We start from the raw sequence: 23,083 nt of genomic DNA, 5'->3' as shown, positions 1-23,083 counted from the left end.
CCACCTCATATTGTCATTTTTTAACTTTTGCTTTATTTAACCCATCCTTAATTGCTTTTATGAGCCCATCACTCGTATATGTAGCTCCTGCCACAACCTCAACCTCTGAACTATTGGCTTTAATGACTCTCACTGGGATCTTTTCATAAACTATATTAGCTATTATTGGTATTTCTTGTTGCTCCAATATCTTAATTTCTTTTATTTCATATTTGTCAGTTGCTATTTGTACTTTTATAGGCCCAATATGTCCTTCTGCATTTCCCTCATAGATTCCTTCTTTATAAATTATATTTTTAGAACCACAAGACACTAGGCTAGTTGCTAAAACTATTATTAAAGTTAGTCCTAATAATTTTTTCAAATAAGTCTCCCCTCTTGTTATTACCCTTGACCTTCTCTGGAGTAAATATCGGTTATTATAATAAAATCGATTTTGAGCTTCTTCTCATTTCAAGTATACCATTTACTAGTCCATTATAAAACTCTTGAGAATTATTTTAATATTTTTATATCCAAGGACAAAATATCCCCTCTAAAATGTCGATTATAATAAAGAAAAATAAGCCAATTATACTTAGAATTAAAATTCCTGAGTACATTTGTATATAGTTAATTCTCATCCAAGAATCCATAATAAAATATCCCATGCCGTATTCAGTTCCGAAATTTTCAGTAAAAAATAAAACCGATATTGCTGTGCCTATGCCTATCCTAAGAGATGTTAATATAGCTTTAAGAATCCCTGGAAAAACAATTTCTTTTATTATTTGAAAATTTGTTGCTCCCAATGAATACATAGGATAAAAAACATCTTCAGGAATATTTTTCACTTCATCTCGTATATTAACTACTACGGGAAAAAAGGTAATTAAAAATATCATAACTATTTTTGTCAAATCTCCTAACCCAAAAATAAGCATTACTATAGGAAGTAATGCAATCTTGGGTATTGGATAATTAAAATATATAATTGGTGAAAATATTAAATCAATTTTTTTAAAGTATCCCATTAAAATACCCACTGGCACACCTATTGCCAATGTAAATAATATACCTACCATAATTCTATTAAAACTGTAAATAACATGGATTGAAATATCCTTATGAAAAGTTCTAAATATATTTATAACTATTGCATATGGTGGTGGAAATAAAGGCTTACTAATAATCATTGCTATTATTTGCCATAAACTAAAAATAATGATAAAAGCAATAACAAAATTAATTATTTTATATTCTTTAAGTCTCATTACTATGCGTCCCCTTTAAGAATTTTTCTAAGTTGACTATTTACATGGATATATTCTAAATCTACCTCCGTAGTTACACGTCCAAACAATGGATTGCTTATAACTTCAACTATTTTTCCTGGAGACGATGAGATTACAGCTATGTCCTTCGCTAAATATATTGCTTCCTTAATATCATGGGTTACAAGGATGGTGGTAACCTTATGTTCTTCCCATACTTCTAAAAACAATTTTTGAACATCCTCCCTAGTCATAGCATCTAATGCAGAAAAAGATTCATCCATTAAAAGTAAATCTGGTTTTAATAATAGAGCTCTAGCCAGGGAAACTCTCTGCATTTGTCCCCCACTTAGCTGACTGGGGTACCTTTTAACAAAGTCCTCAAGCTTTAACTCTTTTAGAATTTTTTTATAAAATTCTATATCTATATTCACCTTGCCATCTTTAATTTTAGTTGAAAGAAATATGTTTTCTTCTACGTTTTTCCATTTAACTAGTCCGTAATTCTGAGGTATTAACCCAATTCTATGATTTTTAGGATCTACTGTTTTTCCATCTATTAAAACTTCACCTTCATAGTCTACAATAATTCCTGCTAAAACTTTTAATAAGGTTGATTTGCCTCCCCCTGAGGGGCCAATTACAGCACATATTTCCCCCTTTTTCACTGTTAAATTTGCATTTTCTATCGCCTTTACATTTTTGTCTACATTTTTATAACAAACATTTAAATTATTTATTTTTATCATTTATTTCCACTCCACTCATGACATAAATCACTATCTATATCTAAGTTTTCAAGAATCCTCCCCACAGTGATATTTATAATATCGTCAATGGTTTTAGGCTTTTGATAAAAAGCTGGCATAGGCGGTATTATTCTAACATTTAAATCACTTAAAAAAAGCATGTTCTGAAGGTGAATAGAACTTAGAGGAGTTTCTCTTGGAATCAAAATCAACTTTCTTTTTTCTTTAATAATTACATCCGCAGCTCTTATTAGTAAATTATCGGAAGTACCACTTCGTATTTTTGAAAGGGTTCCCATTGAGCATGGCACAATTACCATTCCATCAGTCTTAAAGGAACCGCTTGCTATAGAGGAAAACATATCGTCTATTTCACATAGTTTAAGCGTTCCTTTGGTTTTATTCATATTTTGGAGCCATTCCTCAAAATTAATTTCAACCTCATATTCTAAAACCTTTCTACCATTATCTGTAATAACCAAATAAACTTCATTATCTTTTTCTATTAGTTCTTCTATAAGTCGTACACCGTAAATGCTACCACTAGCTCCAGTAATCCCTACTATATATCTTCCCAAATAAATCACCTCTTAATTATAATATGTGCACTCTCGGAAACTCTTAAGGTACTGCTAACTCTTGATTCATTTTGCTCAAAAATCAACTTCACCTCAAAAATTCGTGGTGCCTCATATTGTACGAATAACCTAGAAAATTTAAGCTATTCGTATTACTTTTAATCTTTTTTACTTAAACATTGTGAAATAAGACTTGACAGCTAGTAAAAATTCGCAAAATTAAATATGTATATTTTTTTACATTATTTCATTTGCGAGGAGTGTTTTTATGTTAACTGTTAAGGTTTCTCATTCTCAATATCAATATTTTCTTGAAACATTTTTAGAAAAATTCTATATTCAAACCAATCAACAAATCACTTTGTTTGAGCGTAGTTCACAAATAACTAAAATCTGGTCTACCGACCTAACCGGAATTGTCCCTCTAATAGAAAGTACTTACTCTAAATCTAATCAAGGGGCTCCGCCCAAAGATGCGGTAGCATTACTCAGGTCACTTATTATCATGGCTTATTGTAAAGAAACTAGTATATCATCTTGGGTAAAAACATTACGTTCAGACCCTTTCTATTCAATTTTATCTGGCTTTATACCCGCTTGCTATTCAGACTCTAAAGCCGAAGGCATACATGTTGACCGAATTCCTGGTGTAGGTACTTTTTATGATTTTATGGATAGGCTGATTCATAAGGATAAGATCCTTAATAAATCCAAACTGCGTAAAATTAAACGTAAACCACGTAAAAAACAAAAGAAAAACCAAAAGATGAATAACTCCAAGTCTGGTGTAGTTGACCGTTTAGTTAAAAGAATCTTAAAATATGATAATTCAAAGCTCCTTGACAGAAGCGAATCCAAAATGAACAACATACTTAAAGAATTATTTGTTATTCCTTCTTTATCAATGGGTATTTTGGGCGATCCTTCTAAACTAAATATTGCTGGCGACGGAACCTGTATGCCAACACAGGCTTCGCCTTACGGTAAAAAAGTTTGTGATTGCAAACTTAAACCAGGAGAACATTGTGACTGTTATCGAAAGTTTACCGACCCCAGTGCTAGCTGGGGTTGGGATAGCTTTAATGAACATTATTACTATGGTCATACCTATCACGGATTTACTGCCTGTGATAGCTTTTACAGCCTACCTATCCATATTAAATTTGTTAGCGCGGCACGCCATGATGCTGTTACTGGCGTTTATGCACTTAAAGAACTTGTGGATTTATATCCTGAAATTAAATTTCATTCTGTAGCCTTAGATTCTGCTTATGATGCTAATGCTTTTTATCTTTTATGCATGCATTATGGAATAAATCCTATTATTGATTTAAATTCACGTTCTTCAAAACCTTCATCAAATAGTGAATTTGTTAAACTTGATAAGAATGCTATTCCACACGGAACTGTTTGTGGACATCAGCTTCGTAATTGGGGAATTATTAGTAAACAATATAGACATAAATGGTTATTCCCAGTTCAATGTGAAAACTGTGAAAAATGTCCTATGAAAAGCAATAAATCTTATTACACTAAAACATTAGACAACCCAAGGTATTTCACTCCAATATTAAGAGGTTCAAAACAATGGAAATCTCTTTATAAAAGACGTTCAACTACTGAAAGATGTTGGGATAGAATAAATAACAATTTTCATGCTGAAGATGCAATTATTTATTCTGTTGGGTGTAGAATAACAAGGGTATTTCTTGGTGCATTTTGCTGTTTCATAGATGCTTGGGCATCAGAAAGATTAATAGCCCTTGCCGATATTTTCCCAACTCTTAAAAATATAGCTGCGTAATTTAAAATAAATTTCAATTCAATAACCAGCCTACGGCTTTTTTAAAATAGTGTATAAAAAAGTCTTTTTGTCATGTCCGTAATTAATTCAAATATAACTTTTCATTCAAATAAGCACTTTTAATACTTAAATATGGAAATTGTTAATTATTGTTTTCCGACTATACTAATAATATATAAACATATCTAATACAGTAAAAACAAATATCAAAACACTTACAACTTGGTTTATGTGATAAGAAGCAATTTTCATCTTCTTTTCGTTTGTTGGTGATACAATATAATGTTCTAATGCTAATAAAATAGCACTTATAAAAATACCAAATAAATATATAAGACCTGTATGCATTATAAAATATAAGCTAAATAAAAGTAAAATCATAATAAAGTGAAACAAGGTGGATATGTATAAAGCCCCCTTTAGGCCAAATTTAGCAGGTATAGAAAATAAACCTGCCTTTCTATCAAAGTCAATATCTTGAGTTGCATAAATTATATCAAACCCTGCTACCCATAGAGTAACTACAGCACCTAAAATAATTGGTGTGAGCGCAAATTTTCCTGTTACTGCAAGCCATGCTCCCACAGGAGCTCCTCCACAAGTAATACCTAGAATAATATGGCATATCCATGTAAATCTTTTAGTATAGGAATAAATTATAAAAAGAAAAAGCGCCACTGGTGATAATAGAAAACATAAATCATTTAATTCATAGGCTGCTAAAATAAAGATTGAAAAACACAGTATTATGATTCCCCAGACTTCATAATCCTTTACTATTCCTTTTGGCAAATGTCTACTTGCCGTTCTAGGATTCTTTTTATCAATATCTTTATCTACAATTCTATTGAGAGCATTAGCTCCATTGCGAGCTCCAATCAAAGCAATTAATATCCAAAATATTGTAGGACCTGAAGGTAACCCATCTGCTGCCCAAATCATTGCTATTAAAGCGAAAGGAAGTGAAAATAATGTATGCGAAAACATAACTAACTCTCCATATTTTTTAAGTTTCTTTAATACCATATTCCTTCCACCTCTTATCTACCATTTCCTTAATTTCATCCGACATTTCTATATCATCTGGCCAAGGTCTTAAATGTCCTTCTGTGGGCCATTTTTTTGTAGCATCTATACCTATTCTAGATCCATAATGAGGAGTATTTGATGCATGGTCTAGTGCATCTAAAGGTCCATCTGAAATTACTAGATCCCTCTTAGGGTCAATATTGTTAAATACTTTCCATGCAACGGTTGAAATATCATGTGGATCTATATTTTCATCTACAACTATAATCATTTTTGTATACATCATTTGTCCAAGACCCCATAGCGCATTCATAACTTTATGAGCATGCTTTGGATAAGCTTTTTTAATAGAAACAATTACACAATTATGAAATACTCCTTCTAAAGGGAAATTCATGTCTATTATTTCTGGGCATTGAACCTTTATTAGGGGTAAAAAAATCCGTTCTGTAGCTTTTCCTAGGTAACAATCTTCCATAGGAGGCTTACCTACAACGGTTGTAACATATACTGGATTCTTTTTTCTTGTAATCTTTTCAATATGAAACACGGGATACATATCTTCAAGAGAATAATATCCTGTATGGTCACCGAAGGGGCCTTCTAGTCTTTTTTCATCTAAGTCTACATATCCTTCTAGTACAAATTCAGCATTAGCAGGTACATAAATGTCATTGGTAATACATTTAACAATTTCTAAAGGTGATTTTCTAAGAAATCCTGCAAAAATCATTTCATCTATCATTTTTGGAAGTGGTGCAGTTGCTGCATATATAGTTGCCGGGTCACAGCCTATGGCTACAGATACAGGCATTTTCATTCCAAGCTTCCTATATTTTTCATATATCTCTTTGCCGTCTTTATGTAGATGCCAATGCATACCAGTGGTATTTTTATCATATACTTGAAGCCTATACATTCCAACGTTCTGCTGGTTAGTCTCTGGATCCTTTGTTATTACGAGTGGCAGTGTTATGTATCGTCCTCCATCTTTTGGCCAGCACTTTAATATTGGAAGTGTACTTAAATCCGCTTCCTCTATTATCTCTTGACAAGGTGCATTTTTGACTTTTTTAGGAAATACCCTTGCAAGCCTAGCAAGTTTTGGAATAGATTTTACCTTATTCATTAACGTTACGTAATTAGTAACGTCCATAAAATCCATTATAGTCTCCGCAATTTCATCAAGATCTTCCACTTCTAGTCCATAGTTAATTCTTTCGTAGCTTCCTAAAGAATTAATTAATACTGGGTAGTCAGAATTTTTCACATTCTTAAAAAGCAATGCGTTACCATTTTTTTTTGAAACCCTATCAGCTATCTCCGTAATTTCAAGATCACTATCTACTTCTATTTCAATTTCATCTAAAAGTTTTTTTTCTTTCAAATAATTTATAAAATCCTGTAAATCTTTATAAGCCATAAAATGACTCCTTTCTAGAATTCATTAAGAATTCCGAGTTAATAATTTTTGTGTGATATCTTTAATTATTTCTTTACTTTCACAATCAGGTAATTTTTCTATATAATCAAAAGCTTTTTTAGTATATTTATTCGCTAAGTTTTGAGCTTTATCTATTCCTTTGTATTTATTAACTAATATAGTTATTTCGCGTACATCTTCATCACTTAATGAAGAGTTATCTAAAATAGTAGCAATCCTATTTTCTTTGTCCCCTACCATAGCATATATTAGGGGTAGTGTATAATACCCTTTTATTAAATCACTTTGAGGATTTTTCCCTAGTTTATTAGCATCTCCACTGTAATCCAGCGAATCATCTATAATTTGGAAAGCCATTCCAATATAGTAACCAACTCTTCCGAGTAATTTTGAAGTTTTCTCACTACAGTTAGATTCCTTTGCACCAGTGTAAAAGCTGATAGCAAATAAAGCTGCTGTTTTTCCAGATATAATCTTTATATATTTTTTAAGGCTTGTGTTTCTTGCGTATCTGATATTGTATTGTCTTATTTCCCCTATACATATTTTAGATATAGCCTTTGAAATATCTCTTAAGTTTTCCGTAGAATAATCAAATCCAGATAGCATTATAAAACATTGACAAAATAAAAAATCACCTATATACACTGCATATTCTTTACTGTATTTATGTTGTATGGTTTCTGTGCCGCGCCTCAGTTTTGATTCATCTACAATATCGTCATGAACTAATGTTGCCATATGCATCATTTCAATGGCAGCCGCTAAATTATACATTTTATCACAGTTATACTCCCCGAATTTTGCTGCTAATAACAGAAATGCAGGCCTTAACATCTTGCCTCCTGCGTCAACTAATGGAGAAATAGCTTCATCAAACTTTTTCTCACTAGATTTTACATTGTTCTTAATTATTTTCTGAATGCTTTTCAATTCCTCTGCAATATCAGGGTAATTACCCCAAAACTTACTCATTTTATCACCTATGTCCAATTATTATTTTAAAATCTTTTTTTTCATTTTATAACTATTAATTTCTTATTATAATTATTCCACTACAAAATCAAATGTCCTTTTAATTATTTTTAAAAGGACATTTGATTTATAAAATTCAATTTTTAATTATATAACTGTTGTTTAAATGTATAATTGTTAATCAACGTATAAATAAGATTTTTTAACAAATCCTATACGCTTCCAATATTTTTTAAGTACTGGTAATACATAGTAATCTAACCCGAAAGTACTTCCAGATCCACCTATAAGCGCGATTCCTGCACTTAAGTACCATAACATCTCAGTAGGAGCCATTCCTGAAGTCCAAATCATTATACCCATAGCAATTGACATAAGCGAAGCTAATGCTGTAAATAATCCAACTATCAATAATAATCCTACGCATATTTCTGCAATTACCATACCTGTTTGGAAAACTGAAGCTAAAGTCGTAAATCCACCGTCCCCTGTATAAAAGAAAGTATCCATAGACAATTTAACCATTTTCCCTATAAAACCTGGCACTGGCAAGGATGCCACTGCAGTCGTTGCCGCTTCTACTGCAGTCTTTGCTCCTTCTGCCGCAGCCGTTGCTGCAGTTGCTCCATCAACTACTGGAGCAGGTATTAAGAATATTTTTGAAGGATCGGCTATTATTTTAGGTAATTTTGCAAGCCCTTCTGATAACCACTTGTAACCAACGAATATTCTTAGTACTACTAGCCAAAAATTTGGAGATGACTTTGAAAAATGTCCACCCACAAGGCTTCTATTATCTTTAACATGGAAAAATTCATGCAATAAATATGAAAAGCATTTGTTAAACCCAGCAACCTGGATAAAGTACACAATATTTATAAAGTGTTTAACAAATAATGCGAAGAACCCAGATAAACTATAGAATTTTTTGCCGGATCCAATGCTTGCTAATCCATATTTACCACCTATGCATACCATTGCACCATGGAATGTAGGTTTATAAGATTTTTTTTCTAAGTCTAATATATCACTATAAACATTATGTGCAATTAATTCAGCAGATGCTTCTGCATTTTCAACCATCTGAGGAACAGGTCTTTCCTCACCTTCAGGAATAAAGAAGATATTATCACCAACAATATAAACATTTTTATAATCTAAAGATTGTAACTTGTCGTCAGTTACTATTCTTTTTCTACCCTTTTGCGCTATATCCATTTTACTGACAATATCTGAACCTTCAACACCAGCTGTCCAAATTACCGTGTAGGTATTAATGGTACCATTATTTCTTATTGTAGCACAATCTTTTGTAACTTCCGTAACACCGGCATTAGTTAGTACTTTAACTCCTAATTTGTTAAGCCTTTTCTTAGCTTTTGCAATTAACTTATCCGGAAAAGTAGGTAATATTTTAGGCAAGTCATCTACTAAATATAACGTTACCTCTTCTTCTCCTATGTAAAATTCCTTACATAATCTTTCTTTCCACTCCCCTAATTCACCCATCATTTCAACACCTGTGAACCCACCGCCAACAACAATAAACGTTAGCAATTTTTGTCTTTCTGCTTTGTTTGGTTCTTTCACAGCTTTTCTGAACATTTGAAGGATATGCTCTTTTAAATTTACAGCATCTTCGTATGACCATAATTTGTGGCAGTATTCCTGCGCGCCGTTTATGCCAAAGTAAGTTGGCTTGGAGCCAGCACCAATAACTAGATAATCGTAATTATAGTTATTATTTTTAGATTTTAACACATTATTTTTAAAATCTAAATCTGTAATTTCGTCAAGTACAACCTCTACTTTTCTTTTTGCAAATATTTTTTTCAGATCAATTCTGATTGATTCTTCCGTTACCCTTCCAGCTGCCACTTCATGAAGTTCAGTAAGTAATGTATGGTATGGATTTTGATCTATAAGAGTAATTTCAACATTCTCATCTTTTTTAAACTTTTTAGCTAGTTTCTTCGCGGTTAATATTCCGCCATATCCGCCTCCAAGTATAGCTATTCTTTTCTTTTCACTCATACTATATCCCCTTCTGTTTAAAATTATTATTTTATAGGACTGTTTTTATAAAAATCATAGTTTATAAATATCAAACCATAGAATTATTAATACATTAGATTAAAATATATTACTTTATAAAAAATTAAATATGTTATTAACACTATCACCAATTCTTTATTTATTTTGAACTTCCTTAGTTAAAATTTTATCATAATAATTTTAGCTAAGCAAATAAGAAAGCGATTTGTTCATTAATAATGTATTTTGTTAATTTAGTTCATGTATATGTTCCACGAGCTGGGTCTATAGCTGTTTACACTAGTTTAAATAAGTGTTATGATAACTGCGTTATTTACATTTCATTACAGCGCTTTATATTATTTTATCCATACTTCACTTTTTTTAAACTTTCTAAAATTATATTATTGGAGGCACTTTATGAAAAAATTTTTTTTAACACTTATGTTAGTATTAATAATGAGTATAAGCATCATTGGTTGTTCTAACAATCAAAAAAAAGATACAAGTTCACAATCCCTAAAGACTCTAACTATTGGTGTTATGCCTGATTTAGATTCCCTTCCACTTATTATAGCAGAGCACAATGGATATTTTAAGCAAGAAGGTTTCCAGGTAAAACTAGAGCATTTTAAAAGTGCATCGGATAGGGATACAGCTCTTCAAACCGGGAAAATTCATGGAGCAATATCTGATATGCTTTCGGTAGTATTTTTTAACGACAATAACTTTGATGTTAAAATCACATCAAAAACAGAAGGTAGCTTTAAATTGATCTCTGGAAAGAATTCTAATATTTCTAAAATTGAACAAGCTGATGGAAAATCCATAGGGATTTCTAAAAATACTATTATTGAATACTTAACAGATAGAATTATAGAAAGTTCAAACATAGATGTTAACTCACAAAAAAAAGTTGCAATACCAAAAATACCTACTCGCCTTGAGATGCTAACTAATGGTAAATTAGATATGGCTACATTACCAGAACCTCTTGCAAGTACTGCGATTTCTGCAGGTGGCAAGATTTTGAGTAGTTCTGATAAACTAGGTATAAACCCTGGTGTAATGTTATTCACAAAAGATGCAGTATCCTCAAAATCTGAAGAGATAAAATCATTTTATAGAGCTTATAATAAAGCTGTTGAATATTTGAAAAAAGAAAAACCTGAAAGCTATATTGATTTTGTAATTAAAGAAGCTGGCTTCCCTGATACAATAAAAAGCACACTAACTATTCCGAATTATTCAAAGGCTTCTATGCCACCAGAAAAAGAGTTACAGGAAGTTATGACTTGGCTTAAAGCAAAAAAACTAACTACTAATAATTACAAATTACAAGACTTATCAAATAGTTCATTTATTAAATAATATACCACTGTAATAATATATAACCTCTTTTTCACTTAGTGTAGAAAGAGGCTACATCACTAGTAAAGGAAGGTGCTTTAATATGAGTAGATTTTTTAACAACAATGAAATAGAATTATTAGCTCCTGCAGGAACTTTCGAAATTTTTGAAAAGGTTATTCACAGCGGTGCTGATGCTGTATATTTGGGCGGCAAAAAATTAAATATGCGTATGCATCGAAAAGATTACAACCTGTCAAATGATGAATTAGAAAAAGCAATCAATATTGCTCATTCTTTAAATAAAAAAGTTTATGTAACAGTAAACAATCTTTTTAGTCAGCAGGATTTAAAAGATGCGGTGGAATATCTAAAATTCTTAGAAAAAGCTGGACCAGATGCTTTAATTATTCAAGATTTTAGCATATTAGAATTAATAAATAGTTTAAATTTAAACCTAACTATCCATTCATCTGTAATGATGAATGTCCACAACTTAGAGACTATTAAAGCACTTCGAGGTTGTGGAATTACTAGGATTGTTGCGTCCAGGGACATGGATTTACAAACCATAAAGAACTTGCATTACCAAACCGATATGGAATTCGAATATTTTGCTCATGGAGATATGTGCATTGCCCATGGTGCTCAATGTTTGTACAGTGGCATGCTTTTCGGAAAAAGTAGTAATCGAGGACTTTGCATGAAGCCCTGCCGTTGGAATTTTACAATGAAACAAGATGGTCTAGCTTATCATACAGAATATCCAATGGCTGTAAAAGATATGTATATGTATGAACATCTACCTGAAATGATTGAGGCAGGTATCCTCTCCTTTAAAATAGAAGGAAGAATGAAAGATGCAGATTATCTAGTTACCATGATTAATTACTACAGCGATGCTATAAATAGATATATTGATGACCCTATTTGCTATGATAGAAAAAAAGATGCCCAAAGTATTTATGGAACCCGCATTAGAGACTTATCTACCTGCAGTGCCTTTGGAAAACCAGGGCTCTCAAATATCAATAGACGCTATGAAGGTACGGGGAAATTTTATAGCCATGGTAAAGTTTTTAGTAAGCCTGTAGAAGAAATCGAAATTAGTAAAGAAACGGTAGAACAAATCAAAACCCTTTTGAATGAAAAAACTTCTCTAGCACAGAAACCTAATCTAAGTGTAAAAGTCAATTCCTATTCACAAGCTAAAGTCGCGATAGAGGTCGGTGTAGACGCGATTTATTTATCTGGAGAAATTTTTGAGCCAAACCTTCCTTTTAGCAAGAGTGAAATACTTAAATTAACAAATGGAAAAGGAAATACAAAAATATATCTAGGCTTTCCAAAAATGATGTTTGAAGAGGATTTTTCAAAATACAATCATTTACTTGTGAAAAATAACTTAGGACTTGATGGCTTATTAGTAACCAATTTAGGAGCTATTCATAAATACAAATCTTTAGGACTTGAGCTTATTGGAGATTATTCCTTAAACATTTATAATCAATATGCGGCTAGTTTCTATGAAAAGCAAGGTTTATCTGTTGCTACACTTTCTGTAGAGACCCCACTGCTAGACGCTAAACAGACCATTGCTAAATCACCAATTCCTATTGAAATCATAGTTCACGGTTCTCCAACAGTTATGTATATGGATCATGATTTATATGAGAATACCAAAGTCTTAGAGTCTGTGATATGCGAGAATAATTCTCACGTTGATAACAAGGTGTTAGTTTTAGTTGATGAAAAAAAACATGAACACCCAATATATCAAGATAACTATGGCAGGAATCATATGATGCTTTATAAAGAGCTTTGTTATCTTCCCTTTTTAAAAGAACTAAATGATATTGGTGTAAACCATTTTAGAATTGAAGCTTGTCATTATGATACTAATAATCTACGAAAAGTTTTAAGCATTTACAGAGAAGCCATTAATGACTTAAGCAAATGTGAAGAATTATTCCATTCCCTAAGTCCTAGTAATGCTGGATTTACTCTTGGAGCATTTCAATTTAATAATGAAGGCGGTTATAATAATGTGTAATTATATAGGTCCTGAAAAAATCATTCGAAAGAAAAAAGAATTCCTTTTTCCCTGTTCGCAGCATTTTTATAAAAACCCACCTCAGATTGCACGTGGAAAAATGCAGTATTTATTTGATTCAGAAGGTAAAAAATATCTCGATTTTTTTGCAGGAGTTTCTGTTGTTAATTGCGGTCATTGTAACCCTGAAATTTTAGATGCAACAATAGAACAAATGAAAACCCTTCAACATACAAGTACTATATATTTAACACAGCCAATAGTTGATCTAGCTGAAAAGCTTTCATCTGTATTACCTGGGGATGTTAATCATTCGTTTTTCTGCTGTACGGGCTCAGAAGCTAATGAAGGTGCTCTTTTACTTGCTAGACTTTACACAGGCAGAAATGAATTTATTTCATTGAATAATAGCTTACATGGTAGAACTTATTTAACTATGAGTGTTACAGGAATACCTATGTGGAGGGCAGATCCTACGCTTTCTGATTGTGTTACCTTTGTCCCCAATACTTATGCTAAAGAGAAAAGCATTGAAGCAGCAGCTACAGAATCCTTAGAATCTGTAGAAAAATTAATTGAGGCTAAAGGACCAGATAAGATTGCTGCTTTAATTGCAGAGCCCGTGCAAGGTAATGGAGGCATTATAACTCCACCTCAGTGGTATTTCAAAAAATTAAAAACCCTACTTGAAAAACATGGAATACTATTAATTATTGATGAAGTTCAAACAGGATTTGCAAGAACTGGTAAGATGTTTGCCATAGAACATTATGATATAATTCCAGATATAATTACAGTGGCAAAAGCTCTTGGAAACGGAATGCCAATATCAGCTTTCTGCACGAATGATAAAATTGCAGCAACATTTACCAAAGCTTCCGCATCTACCTTAGGCGGAAATCCAGTAGCTGCAAGTACTGCTATAGCTGTACTTGACTACATTGAAAAGAATAACTTATGTATAAACGCAGAAAATTTAGGAATAAAATTAAAAAGTGGCCTTCTTAAACTTAAGGAAAAGTACCCAATAATTTATGATGTTAGAGGTATAGGCCTTATGTTAGGTGTAGAGCTATTAAAAGAAAATGGTGAACCAGCGTTTAAAGAAACTGACTTTGTATTAGAGATATTAAAGGATGAAGGCATTCTTTTAGGTAAAAATGGAATAGGTAGAAATGTGCTAGCTTTCCAGCCACCGCTTGTTATAACAGAAAATGATGTAGACTTTATGATAGACAAATTAAATTTAGCTTTGTGTAAATTATGTTAGTTTCCACGTGCTAATATAATACAATATGTTCATTAATGATATATTCGCATAAAAAAAACTAAGTCTTAACTTTTAAGACTTAGTTTTTTATTGTGGTTATGTGTTTGTATTGCTGAAAAACAAATGATAAATATTACATATCTCTAGGATCTATATCATTAATCATTTTTGCAGTCCCCAGTATGTACCATTTAACTTCCTTTTTCTCTACGCTTGATACTTTACCAAGTATTCGAGATTTAGACATAAGTCCTGCAAGTGAACCTACAAATGAAGGTGTATTTAATTGTACTTTCTTGACTTTTTTCACACTATCTATATCTTTAACTGTAGGCTCCTTAGGAATAGAGTTGTTTATTTCTTTACTCGTTTTACCTTTTTCTTTACTGGTAGCCCCCAAATCTTCTAGTGTTTTATAGATTTTTTCCATCATATGTTTTTTTCTTTCAATACTTATGCTAGGACTTTCAACTTCTGTGTATTCTACTGATTTTTTCATAATCATCGTTCCTTCCTTTAATTACAATAACCTAATAATGTGTTTATATCTATTATAACATGATTGTTAACATTTTTTTTAAAAATACTGAAATTTAAAATAGTGCAACTAGTGACACTATTTCATTTCAATTAAATTATCCCAATATTTCTTTGGCATATGTTGCATTTGTAGTCTTTTATTACTCCTTTCTTGTATGCCAACACTTTTATGAAAAACTTTCCAAAGGTTTCGATAGAATAACTCTTCCTTCTCATTACTTTCCAATTTTTCAAATTTCAAATCCCTTAATATCCATTCATGATTTTCATAAACTACACCTGTTTTTCTCTTCACATCATGAATTATCCACTTTTCATTTGTAAGTCTTGCTTTAAAGTGATTTGCTATGAGCTCAAGAATATTGTAAGTAGGTTCAATTGCTGCATACAATATGCCCTTGAATTCTTGAAATCTAACTAATCCTAAAAATCTATGTGCTTCAAATCCAACTTTTCTAGAATATTTCCGTACTTCATTTACAATGTCATCTGTTAGAAAATCATTAACTTTACTCCCTAACTTAAACCCTAACTGAATATATTTAAATAATATTAACTCTATTCTTTGTACCTCAGATAAAAACGCTTGATACACATGAATTAATGCATCTTTTGATATTTTTTCTAGTATTGACTTAGATACTTTATTTGATTTTATTATATCAGTTTCTATAAACTTGTCCTTATATATCATGTCAAAAGTATATCTATCTACCCTATCTATGCATTCAGGTATTCTATCATAGTAACAATCATATACAACAGATAAAAACCCATCGAAACTTCCATCATAAATGTATCTAAACAAATAAATCACTCCTTTGAGTAAACAAGCTCATTTGTTGTGGTCTTATCAAAACTTTCATAGTCTAATAAATAATTTTTGATCCTTCCTCTTTCCATCGCCTTATCTCCATAAAATTTACCACTACAAGTTATAAAGTATCTAGCTCTTTTGAGCACTACTCCTATTTTTTTTAAATTATCATAGGAAAGATTGCAAAGTCTTCTTGATTTTATAATTCTTAAAGCCGATGTTACTCCTATTCCAGGCACTCTAAGTAATGTTTCATAGGGAGCGTTATTTACTTCTAACGGAAACTTATCCAAATTATTTAATGCCCAAAAGGCTTTGGGATCTAAATTTATATCAAAGTTCGGATTTTGCTCATCTAATAATTCATTTGCCTTAAATCCATAATACCTTAAAAGCCAATCTGCTTGATACATTCTATGTTCTTTTAATATTGGAGGTGTGCTTTGAATAGCAGGTAAATTTGCGTGCTGCACCACCGGCACATAAGCAGAATAATACACCCTCTTAAGCCCAAAAGTATTATATAATCCTTCAGTAAGACTAATTACTCTTAAATCACTTTCATTAGTTGCCCCTACCATTATCTGAGTACTTTGTCCACCAGGAGTAAATCTAGGAGCTTTAAATCCTTTTTTCTTATATTCATTAGATTCTATTATACTGTGTTTAATAAGTCCCATAGGTTTTAATATATCTGCCTTATTCTTTTGAGGTGCTAAGAGTTTTAAGCTTTTTTCTGACGGCAACTCAATATTTACACTCATTCTGTCTGCATACAATCCCGCCTCATATATGAGCTTTGGATCAGAGCCTGGAATAGCCTTTACATGAATATATCCATTAAATTTGTGAATCAGTCTTAAATCCTTTAAAATTCTCACTAAATTTTCCATAGTGTAATCTGGGCTTCTTTCTACCCCAGAACTTAAAAATAATCCTTCAATATAATTTCTTCTATAGAAATTTATAGTTAAATCTACTACTTCTTTTGGAGTAAAGCTTGTTCTCTCCAGATCATTACTAGCTCTATTAATACAATATTTACAATCGTATATGCATTTATTGGTATACAAAATTTTAAGTAGCGAAATACATCTACCATCCTGTGACCAGGAATGGCAAATACCAGTTGATGCTGCATTACCTATGCCTCCTTTTGTATTCTTTCTATTAGAACCGCTCGAAGAACAAGACGCATCATACTTTGCTGAATTAGATAATATTTCAAGTTTTTTCATTATATCCACTTTTATCACCCCACAAACGTTTGTTCTTATTCTATCACCTTCTGTCCAATTTTAAAAGATATATTTGCTGGATAATCACGAAACTCCACATTAACCACGCTAGCATTTCCATAGCATCTTTTTCCTTCATCTTAATACTGTTTATACTCGAACATCCCTCTATTTGAACTAAATATACCTGTCTTCCATTATTAATAGGAAAACTTATTTAACTCTCTTTTTCCAATTCTAAAGAATATATATTTATATCTTGATTTACTTTTATTGGTGCAATACCTTCTTTACTTGAAACCATGTGTAACCATTTATTTTCTCTTTCTTCCCACGCAAACTGACAATTTCCATATTTCTATGGGGCTGTTTATCAAATTTAAATGGTTTTACAAAAAAAGCCTAGCAATTACGCTAGGCTAACTTCTTCCACTTTTCTTATTACAAATTCTTTTCGTAAGACTCAACCATTTTTTTAACCATTTGTCCGCCTACCGAACCATTCTCTCTTGAGGTTAAATCTCCATTGTAACCGTCTGTAAGATTTACTCCTACTTCTTTAGCAGCTTCCATTTTAAATTTGTTTAATCCAACCTTAGCCTCTGGAACCAATACTCTATTTCTTGACATATAATAACCTCCTCTATATTTGATAATCATTTTCAATTACACTATTATCATGTGTATTATTATAAACAATATTCATAGAAAATTATGTCTATTCCAATATAATTAAATAGATGATTTTTAAGGGCTAGTTATTATATAAATGTGCTTTACTTTTAAATTGTCCTAAAAATCAAACTGTAAAAATAGCCACTTTCTTGAGGAGAATGGCTATTAACTATCACTTACTTCATTCGTACGCTGTACTCTATAATATACAATACGTATCTAAAAAATTCTATACTTCAACTATATATCTATACTACTATTTAACTCCTTATTAAGCTTCTTTAATGCTCTCTTTTCAATTCTAGAAACATAGGATCTTGAAATCCCTAAGATCAATGCAATTTCTCTTTGAGTTCTAGGGTTACCATCAAGTAATCCATATCTCATTTGAATTATTGTTTTTTCTCTATCTATTAAAGCTACGTTTATCTTATTATAAAGCTTTTTAATTTGTATTTTACTTTCTACTATATCAATAATAGAATCTTCATCGCAACTTAACACATCAATAAGTGATATCTCATTACCCTCTTTATCAATGCCAATAGGGTCTTTCAGGTAAACTTCCCCTTTTGTTTTCTTATTATTACGAATAAGCATTAGTATCTCATTTTCTATGCACCTTGCAGCATAGGTAGCAAGCCTTATTCCCTTAGTTGTATCAAATGAATCAATGCCTTTAATGAGTCCCACTGTTCCAATAGATATTAGCTCATCTACATCCTTTCCTGGATAGGAATATTTTTTTACTAGATGTGCAACTAGTCTTAAATTTCGTTCAACTAATATACCTTTAGCTAGCAAATCGCCTTCCTTTAACCTCGCTAAATAATATTTTTCTTCTTCTTCACACAATGGTTGAGGGAATGAACTACTGCCAGTTATATAGGCTGTTAAAAATGTAATATTTCCAATCATATTTAATAAACAATTCATGAAAAACACAGATGTTCCTCCTACTAGAGCTTCTAAATATAATATGATTTGTTATTTGTTTTCATGTACCTATTATTTAATTATTAAATAAGAACTTTTAAGGCCGGTTTTTAAAATGCTTTTGCAGAAGGGACCTACTAGAGGACTCTTTACATACTCATACCCTAAAAATTTTATTTATTCTACCACATTATATTTTTTTACGCATTTATACTTGATAACCAACAATTAGACATTTTCTTGATTTCAATGTTGCATTACAAAAACAAGTTTTGATAAATCAATATTAATAAATGAATACTCATAGGAGTAATAATACTATTTTAAAATAATGCAGGAACTTGGACTCTATACTTTAGATATAGATGAGATTAAAGGTAAAATAGAAAATTTAAATTTAACTAATATATTTAATAAAAAACTTATATAGAGTAAGAAATTGAAAGGCCCGCCTTAAAGTCTGGCCTTTTTCATTTGGAGAAAATTAATATTCACGTTTTCATTTTATATGATAAAAAAATTGCTTTAAACTGGACAGAATATGAATCTTATGCTACATTTTATTTATGGTTTCTATTATACAATTGAGGAGGCGTTTTGTGAAAATCGGTTATGATGTTTATGATTCCCCTATTGGGCTTATCCATGTAGTAGTGAATGAGATTGGTGTTATAAAAGTAGAATTTTTTGAAGAAGATTGGATAGAATACAAGAAAAAACATGAAGCTATTCCCAAAGATAATGAGTTATGCAAGGAAGTTATAGTTCAGCTAGACGAATATTTCAAAGGTAAAAGGAAAAATTTCGATATACCTTTATCTATAGAAGGCACACAGTTCAGAAAAAAAGTATGGAAAGCCCTTAGAGATATACCTTATGGTGAAACGCGGAATTATTTGCAAATTGCAGAATCCATCGGAAACCCTAAAGCTGTAAGGGCAGTAGGTCAAGCTAATAAATATAACCAATTGCCTATAATTATACCCTGTCACAGGGTCATTGGTAAAAGTGGTAAGTTGGTAGGCTTTGCTGGTAATAGAACGCCTACACAAAAATTACTATTGGAAATTGAAGGAGTCAATTTCCAATAGTAATTTTTACACATAATAATTATTATAGACATAGCCCTAATAATGGTTATGTCTATAATCTAATTTAAAATTTTTATCAAATACAATCCATCATCTAAAATACTTAGTTCACAACTAAATTTAACACCCACATCAATCAGTTCAAAGCATACATCCCTTGTACTATCTATATCAAATAGGCACTTTCCCTTTTCATCTAAAGCACTTACAGCATCTTCATGAATGCCTTCTCTCAATAGATTCTCTTTAACTTCTTTATTTAACATTTTCACGCCTCCAACTTAATAAAATTCTTAGTGTCGAAATTATTTTTTCTCAAACAATCTATTTTCTAATCAGATACTAAATTTAAAAATTGTTTTATTCTTGGGTTAGTTGTGTTAATTAATAACTCCTTCGGAGTTCCCCTGTCAACAATGATTCCGTTATCCATAAATATTATATTGTCTGCTACTTCTCTTGCAAAACTCATATTATGAGTAACAACTACCATTGTCATACCTTCAAGTGATAGATCCTTCATAACTTTAAGCACCTCCGCTTCAAGCTCAGGATCCAGTGCAGATGTTGGCTCGTCAAATAATAGTACTGATGGTTCTATAGCCATAGCACGCGCTATAGCAACTCTTTGTTGTTGTCCTCCTGAAAGCTCATGAGGATAACTGTTGCACTTGTCTAAAAGCCCAACCTTATCTAAAAGCTTAAGTGCTTTATCATGGGCTGCCTTCTTAGATTGCTTAAGTACAGTAACAAGCCCTTCCATAATATTTTCTACCACAGTCATGTGAGGGAATAAATGGAATCCTTGAAATACCATTCCGGTATTCCTGCGAAGTGATATTACTTCTTTATCAGTTGGATTTTTGTTTTCACCAAACACTAATTCATTATCCCCAATGCTCATAGTCCCTTTGTTAGGAATTTCTAACAAATTCATACATCTAAGAAGTGTGGTTTTACCCGAACCTGAAGGTCCTATAATAATAGTTGCTTCGCCTCTTACAATTCGCAAATCTATACCTTTTAATATTTCATTATTTCCGAAACTCTTGTGTAAATTTTGTATATTAATCATGAATTTCCTCCAATTACCTAGCAACATATTTTTCAAGATTTTTCTCTATTTTCTGTTGAATTGTAGATAGTATAGTACAAAATAATAGATATATAAAGGCCACTTCACAGTACAATACAAGTGGTTCATATGTTACTGCTGTTATTCTTTGAGCAATCTGAAACATTTCCGCTAAAGTAATCGACGCAGCAAGGGATGTATCTTTAACAAGACTTATAAATGAATTCGACAGCGGCGGTACAGATACTCTAGCTGCTTGTGGCAAAATTATACGAAGCAACGACTGAGTATGAGTCATACCAATTGAAGATGCCGCTTCCCACTGCCCCTTAGGTATAGATAGAATTGCAGCCCTAATTACTTCCGAATTATAAGCTCCAACATTTAATGTAAAACCTATAATTGCTGCCGGTAAAGCTCCCATGGTTATACCAGCAGCTGGTAATCCGTAGAATATTATAAATAACTGTACGAGAAGCGGTGTCCCTCTTATTATCCAAACATAAAAACTTGATATTAAAACTAATGATTTATGCTTGGATATACGTGCAAGAGCCGTTGCCATAGCCACAATTGAACCGAGTATGAAAGAAATCACTGCCACCGGAATGGTAAATTTCATACCAGCTATTAATAAAGGAAAAAAAGAGTCTTTAATTATGTTTAATATTCTTAGTGTTTGCACATCAAAATTCATCTTATCACCCTCTTATTTTGATACATCGCTGCCAAACCACTTATTTGAAATTTTTAAATAAGCACCATCTGCTTTCATATCAATAAGTGCTTTATTAACCGCATCCACTAATTCTTTATTTCCCTTTTTAAACATAAATGCACTTGGCTGTGCATTTCCTTCCTCATCAACAACTTTTATAGCAAGGTCTGGTTTTTGTTTTTTAAGATCAAGATAAGATAAACTGTCATTAACTGTGGCATCCACCCTTTTAGAACCTAAAAGGTCAATTGCTTGATTAAAGCTGTCAACTGGTTGAAGTATTGCACCATTATCTTTTGCAATTTTAGATAAGTTACTAGTTAATGATTGAGCAGATTTCTTCCCCTTCAAATCTTCAAACTTTTTGATAGTGTTATCATCACTGTTTACTATAAGTACTGCTTTTGAAACTATATATGGTTCTGAAAAATCATATTTTTCTTGTCTATCTGGTTGAATTCCAACTAGATTTACTACCATATCAAATCGCTTTGCGTCGAGCCCAGCAAACATACCATCCCACTTTGTTTCCACAAATTCTGGTTTTACGGAAAGACGTTTAGATACTTCCTCTGCAATTTCAACATCAAATCCAGTTAACTTTCCTGATTTATCATGGAAGCTGTATGGTGCGTATGTTCCTTCAGTACCAATTTGTATTTTCCCTTCACTCTTTATTTTTGATAATAGGTCTTTAGATTCAGTATTTTTACTACTACTTGCGGCGCATCCCACAAGTCCCAGTGTTGCTATTAATAAAGTACTAATTAATACAGATGTTTTTTTCATTTATTGCCCTCCTAGTATTCCTATCGTTTTAGTAATGTATTGCATTGTATTTATAATACCATAGGTTTTCTTTTACTGTCAATATTTATTTTTAAGTTACTAAAATGAAGACTAATTATATATTATCACCATATTCATTTGTTTTGAAAACAAAAAAAGCCCTAGTGAGCTCTTTTTTTCATTTTCCCTATAATAAACATTCATATTCAAAGCAGCTCTTCGACTCTTTCATCCCCCTACAATCTATTTCAATTGATTATTTCCACATATTCATCTTCTGGGAGTTGCCTTATGAATTCATATTCTTTTACATACATTAACCGAATTTTTTTTCCCTCTTCGCTCGAAGTTTGAGGCTCTTCTTTATTAACTTTCATTTCAACTATATCCGCCTCAATTAACCTATCATCATCAATACCGATTCTAAATTTATATGTATTAGCAATATGTTCATTCCAAGACTCTAGGTAAACCGCCTGCATTATTGTATTTTCACATTTTGAGCACTTGATATTTAGTTCCTGTCCAACTTTTTCAATGAGTACTCTATTGTTATCACATGTTTTGCACACCATAGTTCTATACATACTTAACCACCTCCACTAATTATATGTAATAAGGCGGAGATTTATTCTAAAAAATTCTATAAGAAATTAATAGAAAAA

At 31.6% G+C, this 23,083-nt stretch carries 23 protein-coding genes and 1 pseudogene; 5 read left to right on the top strand and 19 right to left on the bottom strand.

What is annotated here, in order from left to right; all coding sequences use genetic code 11:
- Positions 1-13: 13 nt before the first annotated feature.
- From ACWJKP_RS10840 to ACWJKP_RS10825, 4 genes are all read right to left on the bottom strand, one after another.
- Positions 14-364 (bottom strand): FMN-binding protein, encoded by a 351-nt coding sequence (locus ACWJKP_RS10840; protein ID WP_165412786.1) that lies wholly within the window; start codon positions 362-364, stop codon positions 14-16.
- A gap of 145 nt (positions 365-509) precedes the next feature.
- On the bottom strand, positions 510-1,253 hold the full coding sequence (locus tag ACWJKP_RS10835; RefSeq protein ID WP_165412785.1) for an ABC transporter permease: 744 nt from the start codon (positions 1,251-1,253) through the stop codon (positions 510-512).
- Between the two features lie 2 nt (positions 1,254-1,255).
- Positions 1,256-2,002 (bottom strand): ATP-binding cassette domain-containing protein, encoded by a 747-nt coding sequence (locus tag ACWJKP_RS10830; RefSeq protein ID WP_165412784.1) that lies wholly within the window; start codon positions 2,000-2,002, stop codon positions 1,256-1,258.
- Positions 1,999-2,580: a UbiX family flavin prenyltransferase gene (locus tag ACWJKP_RS10825; RefSeq protein WP_165412783.1), complete on the bottom strand. Its 582-nt coding sequence runs from the start codon at positions 2,578-2,580 to the stop codon at positions 1,999-2,001. The genes ACWJKP_RS10830 and ACWJKP_RS10825 overlap by 4 nt, the downstream gene beginning before the upstream one ends.
- Before the next feature lie 268 nt (positions 2,581-2,848).
- Here ACWJKP_RS10825 and ACWJKP_RS10820 point away from each other — a divergent pair, with 268 nt between their 5' ends.
- Positions 2,849-4,384 carry a transposase gene (locus ACWJKP_RS10820; protein WP_224578784.1) on the top strand — a complete coding sequence of 512 codons (1,536 nt, stop codon included), beginning with the start codon at positions 2,849-2,851 and terminating at the stop codon, positions 4,382-4,384.
- Positions 4,385-4,549: 165 nt separating this feature from the next.
- Here ACWJKP_RS10820 and ACWJKP_RS10815 read toward each other — a convergent pair whose 3' ends face one another.
- From ACWJKP_RS10815 to ACWJKP_RS10800, 4 genes are all read right to left on the bottom strand, one after another.
- Positions 4,550-5,410, bottom strand: a complete 861-nt coding sequence (locus ACWJKP_RS10815; RefSeq protein WP_165413554.1) for a UbiA-like polyprenyltransferase — start codon at positions 5,408-5,410, stop codon at positions 4,550-4,552.
- A complete protein-coding gene (locus ACWJKP_RS10810) occupies positions 5,391-6,836 on the bottom strand; it encodes a menaquinone biosynthesis decarboxylase (RefSeq protein WP_165413553.1) in 1,446 nt (481 codons plus the stop codon). The genes ACWJKP_RS10815 and ACWJKP_RS10810 overlap by 20 nt, the downstream gene beginning before the upstream one ends.
- Before the next feature lie 24 nt (positions 6,837-6,860).
- Positions 6,861-7,832, bottom strand: coding sequence for a polyprenyl synthetase family protein (locus ACWJKP_RS10805; protein WP_165413552.1), 972 nt, complete (start codon positions 7,830-7,832; stop codon positions 6,861-6,863).
- Between the two features lie 177 nt (positions 7,833-8,009).
- Positions 8,010-9,866 (bottom strand): FAD-dependent oxidoreductase, encoded by a 1,857-nt coding sequence (locus ACWJKP_RS10800; protein ID WP_165413551.1) that lies wholly within the window; start codon positions 9,864-9,866, stop codon positions 8,010-8,012.
- A gap of 420 nt (positions 9,867-10,286) precedes the next feature.
- Here ACWJKP_RS10800 and ACWJKP_RS10795 point away from each other — a divergent pair, with 420 nt between their 5' ends.
- From ACWJKP_RS10795 to ACWJKP_RS10785, 3 genes are all read left to right on the top strand, one after another.
- Positions 10,287-11,237, top strand: coding sequence for an ABC transporter substrate-binding protein (locus tag ACWJKP_RS10795; RefSeq protein WP_165413550.1), 951 nt, complete (start codon positions 10,287-10,289; stop codon positions 11,235-11,237).
- Positions 11,238-11,319: 82 nt separating this feature from the next.
- Positions 11,320-13,269: a peptidase U32 family protein gene (locus tag ACWJKP_RS10790; protein ID WP_165413549.1), complete on the top strand. Its 1,950-nt coding sequence runs from the start codon at positions 11,320-11,322 to the stop codon at positions 13,267-13,269.
- A complete protein-coding gene (locus ACWJKP_RS10785) occupies positions 13,262-14,539 on the top strand; it encodes an aspartate aminotransferase family protein (protein WP_165413548.1) in 1,278 nt (425 codons plus the stop codon). Before ACWJKP_RS10790 ends, ACWJKP_RS10785 begins: the two co-directional genes overlap by 8 nt.
- A 133-nt stretch (positions 14,540-14,672) precedes the next feature.
- Here the strand turns inward: ACWJKP_RS10785 and ACWJKP_RS10780 are convergent, their stop codons facing one another.
- From ACWJKP_RS10780 to sigK, 6 genes and pseudogenes are all read right to left on the bottom strand, one after another.
- Complete coding sequence (locus ACWJKP_RS10780; protein WP_165413547.1) at positions 14,673-15,038, bottom strand: hypothetical protein; 366 nt, start codon at positions 15,036-15,038, stop codon at positions 14,673-14,675.
- A 117-nt stretch (positions 15,039-15,155) separates the two neighbouring features.
- Positions 15,156-15,887, bottom strand: a complete 732-nt coding sequence (locus tag ACWJKP_RS10775) for a TIGR03915 family putative DNA repair protein (RefSeq protein WP_165413546.1) — start codon at positions 15,885-15,887, stop codon at positions 15,156-15,158.
- Between the two features lie 5 nt (positions 15,888-15,892).
- Entirely contained in the window at positions 15,893-17,143 is a 1,251-nt protein-coding gene (locus ACWJKP_RS10770; RefSeq protein WP_165413545.1) for a putative DNA modification/repair radical SAM protein, read from the bottom strand.
- 100 nt (positions 17,144-17,243) lie between these two features.
- Positions 17,244-17,489, bottom strand: a pseudogene (locus ACWJKP_RS10765) (pirin family protein); the annotation flags it as partial.
- 86 nt (positions 17,490-17,575) lie between these two features.
- On the bottom strand, positions 17,576-17,764 hold the full coding sequence (locus tag ACWJKP_RS10760; RefSeq protein ID WP_165413544.1) for an alpha/beta-type small acid-soluble spore protein: 189 nt from the start codon (positions 17,762-17,764) through the stop codon (positions 17,576-17,578).
- A gap of 285 nt (positions 17,765-18,049) precedes the next feature.
- Positions 18,050-18,745 (bottom strand): RNA polymerase sporulation sigma factor SigK, encoded by a 696-nt coding sequence (gene sigK, locus ACWJKP_RS10755; RefSeq protein WP_263492467.1) that lies wholly within the window; start codon positions 18,743-18,745, stop codon positions 18,050-18,052.
- A gap of 584 nt (positions 18,746-19,329) precedes the next feature.
- Here sigK and ACWJKP_RS10750 point away from each other — a divergent pair.
- Positions 19,330-19,836 (top strand): methylated-DNA--[protein]-cysteine S-methyltransferase, encoded by a 507-nt coding sequence (locus tag ACWJKP_RS10750; protein WP_202881879.1) that lies wholly within the window; start codon positions 19,330-19,332, stop codon positions 19,834-19,836.
- 59 nt (positions 19,837-19,895) lie between these two features.
- Here the strand turns inward: ACWJKP_RS10750 and ACWJKP_RS10745 are convergent, their stop codons facing one another.
- The 5 genes from ACWJKP_RS10745 to ACWJKP_RS10725 all read right to left on the bottom strand — a co-directional run bounded on the left by ACWJKP_RS10745 (position 19,896) and on the right by ACWJKP_RS10725 (position 23,005).
- On the bottom strand, positions 19,896-20,102 hold the full coding sequence (locus ACWJKP_RS10745; protein WP_165413541.1) for a hypothetical protein: 207 nt from the start codon (positions 20,100-20,102) through the stop codon (positions 19,896-19,898).
- Between the two features lie 65 nt (positions 20,103-20,167).
- The gene (locus ACWJKP_RS10740; protein ID WP_165413540.1) at positions 20,168-20,911 is read right to left on the bottom strand and encodes an amino acid ABC transporter ATP-binding protein; all 744 of its coding nucleotides are present in this window, start codon (positions 20,909-20,911) and stop codon (positions 20,168-20,170) included.
- Between the two features lie 13 nt (positions 20,912-20,924).
- Positions 20,925-21,608 (bottom strand): amino acid ABC transporter permease, encoded by a 684-nt coding sequence (locus ACWJKP_RS10735; RefSeq protein ID WP_165413539.1) that lies wholly within the window; start codon positions 21,606-21,608, stop codon positions 20,925-20,927.
- Positions 21,609-21,620: 12 nt separating this feature from the next.
- A complete protein-coding gene (locus ACWJKP_RS10730) occupies positions 21,621-22,418 on the bottom strand; it encodes an amino acid ABC transporter substrate-binding protein (protein WP_165413538.1) in 798 nt (265 codons plus the stop codon).
- 248 nt (positions 22,419-22,666) lie between these two features.
- Complete coding sequence (locus ACWJKP_RS10725) at positions 22,667-23,005, bottom strand: hypothetical protein (RefSeq protein ID WP_165413537.1); 339 nt, start codon at positions 23,003-23,005, stop codon at positions 22,667-22,669.
- Positions 23,006-23,083 lie beyond the last annotated feature (78 nt).

The sequence above is a fragment of the Clostridium sp. CM037 genome, from assembly GCF_055081095.1.
Note: the sequence above shows the minus strand (reverse complement) of the source record. Positions and strands in the feature narration are given on the sequence as shown.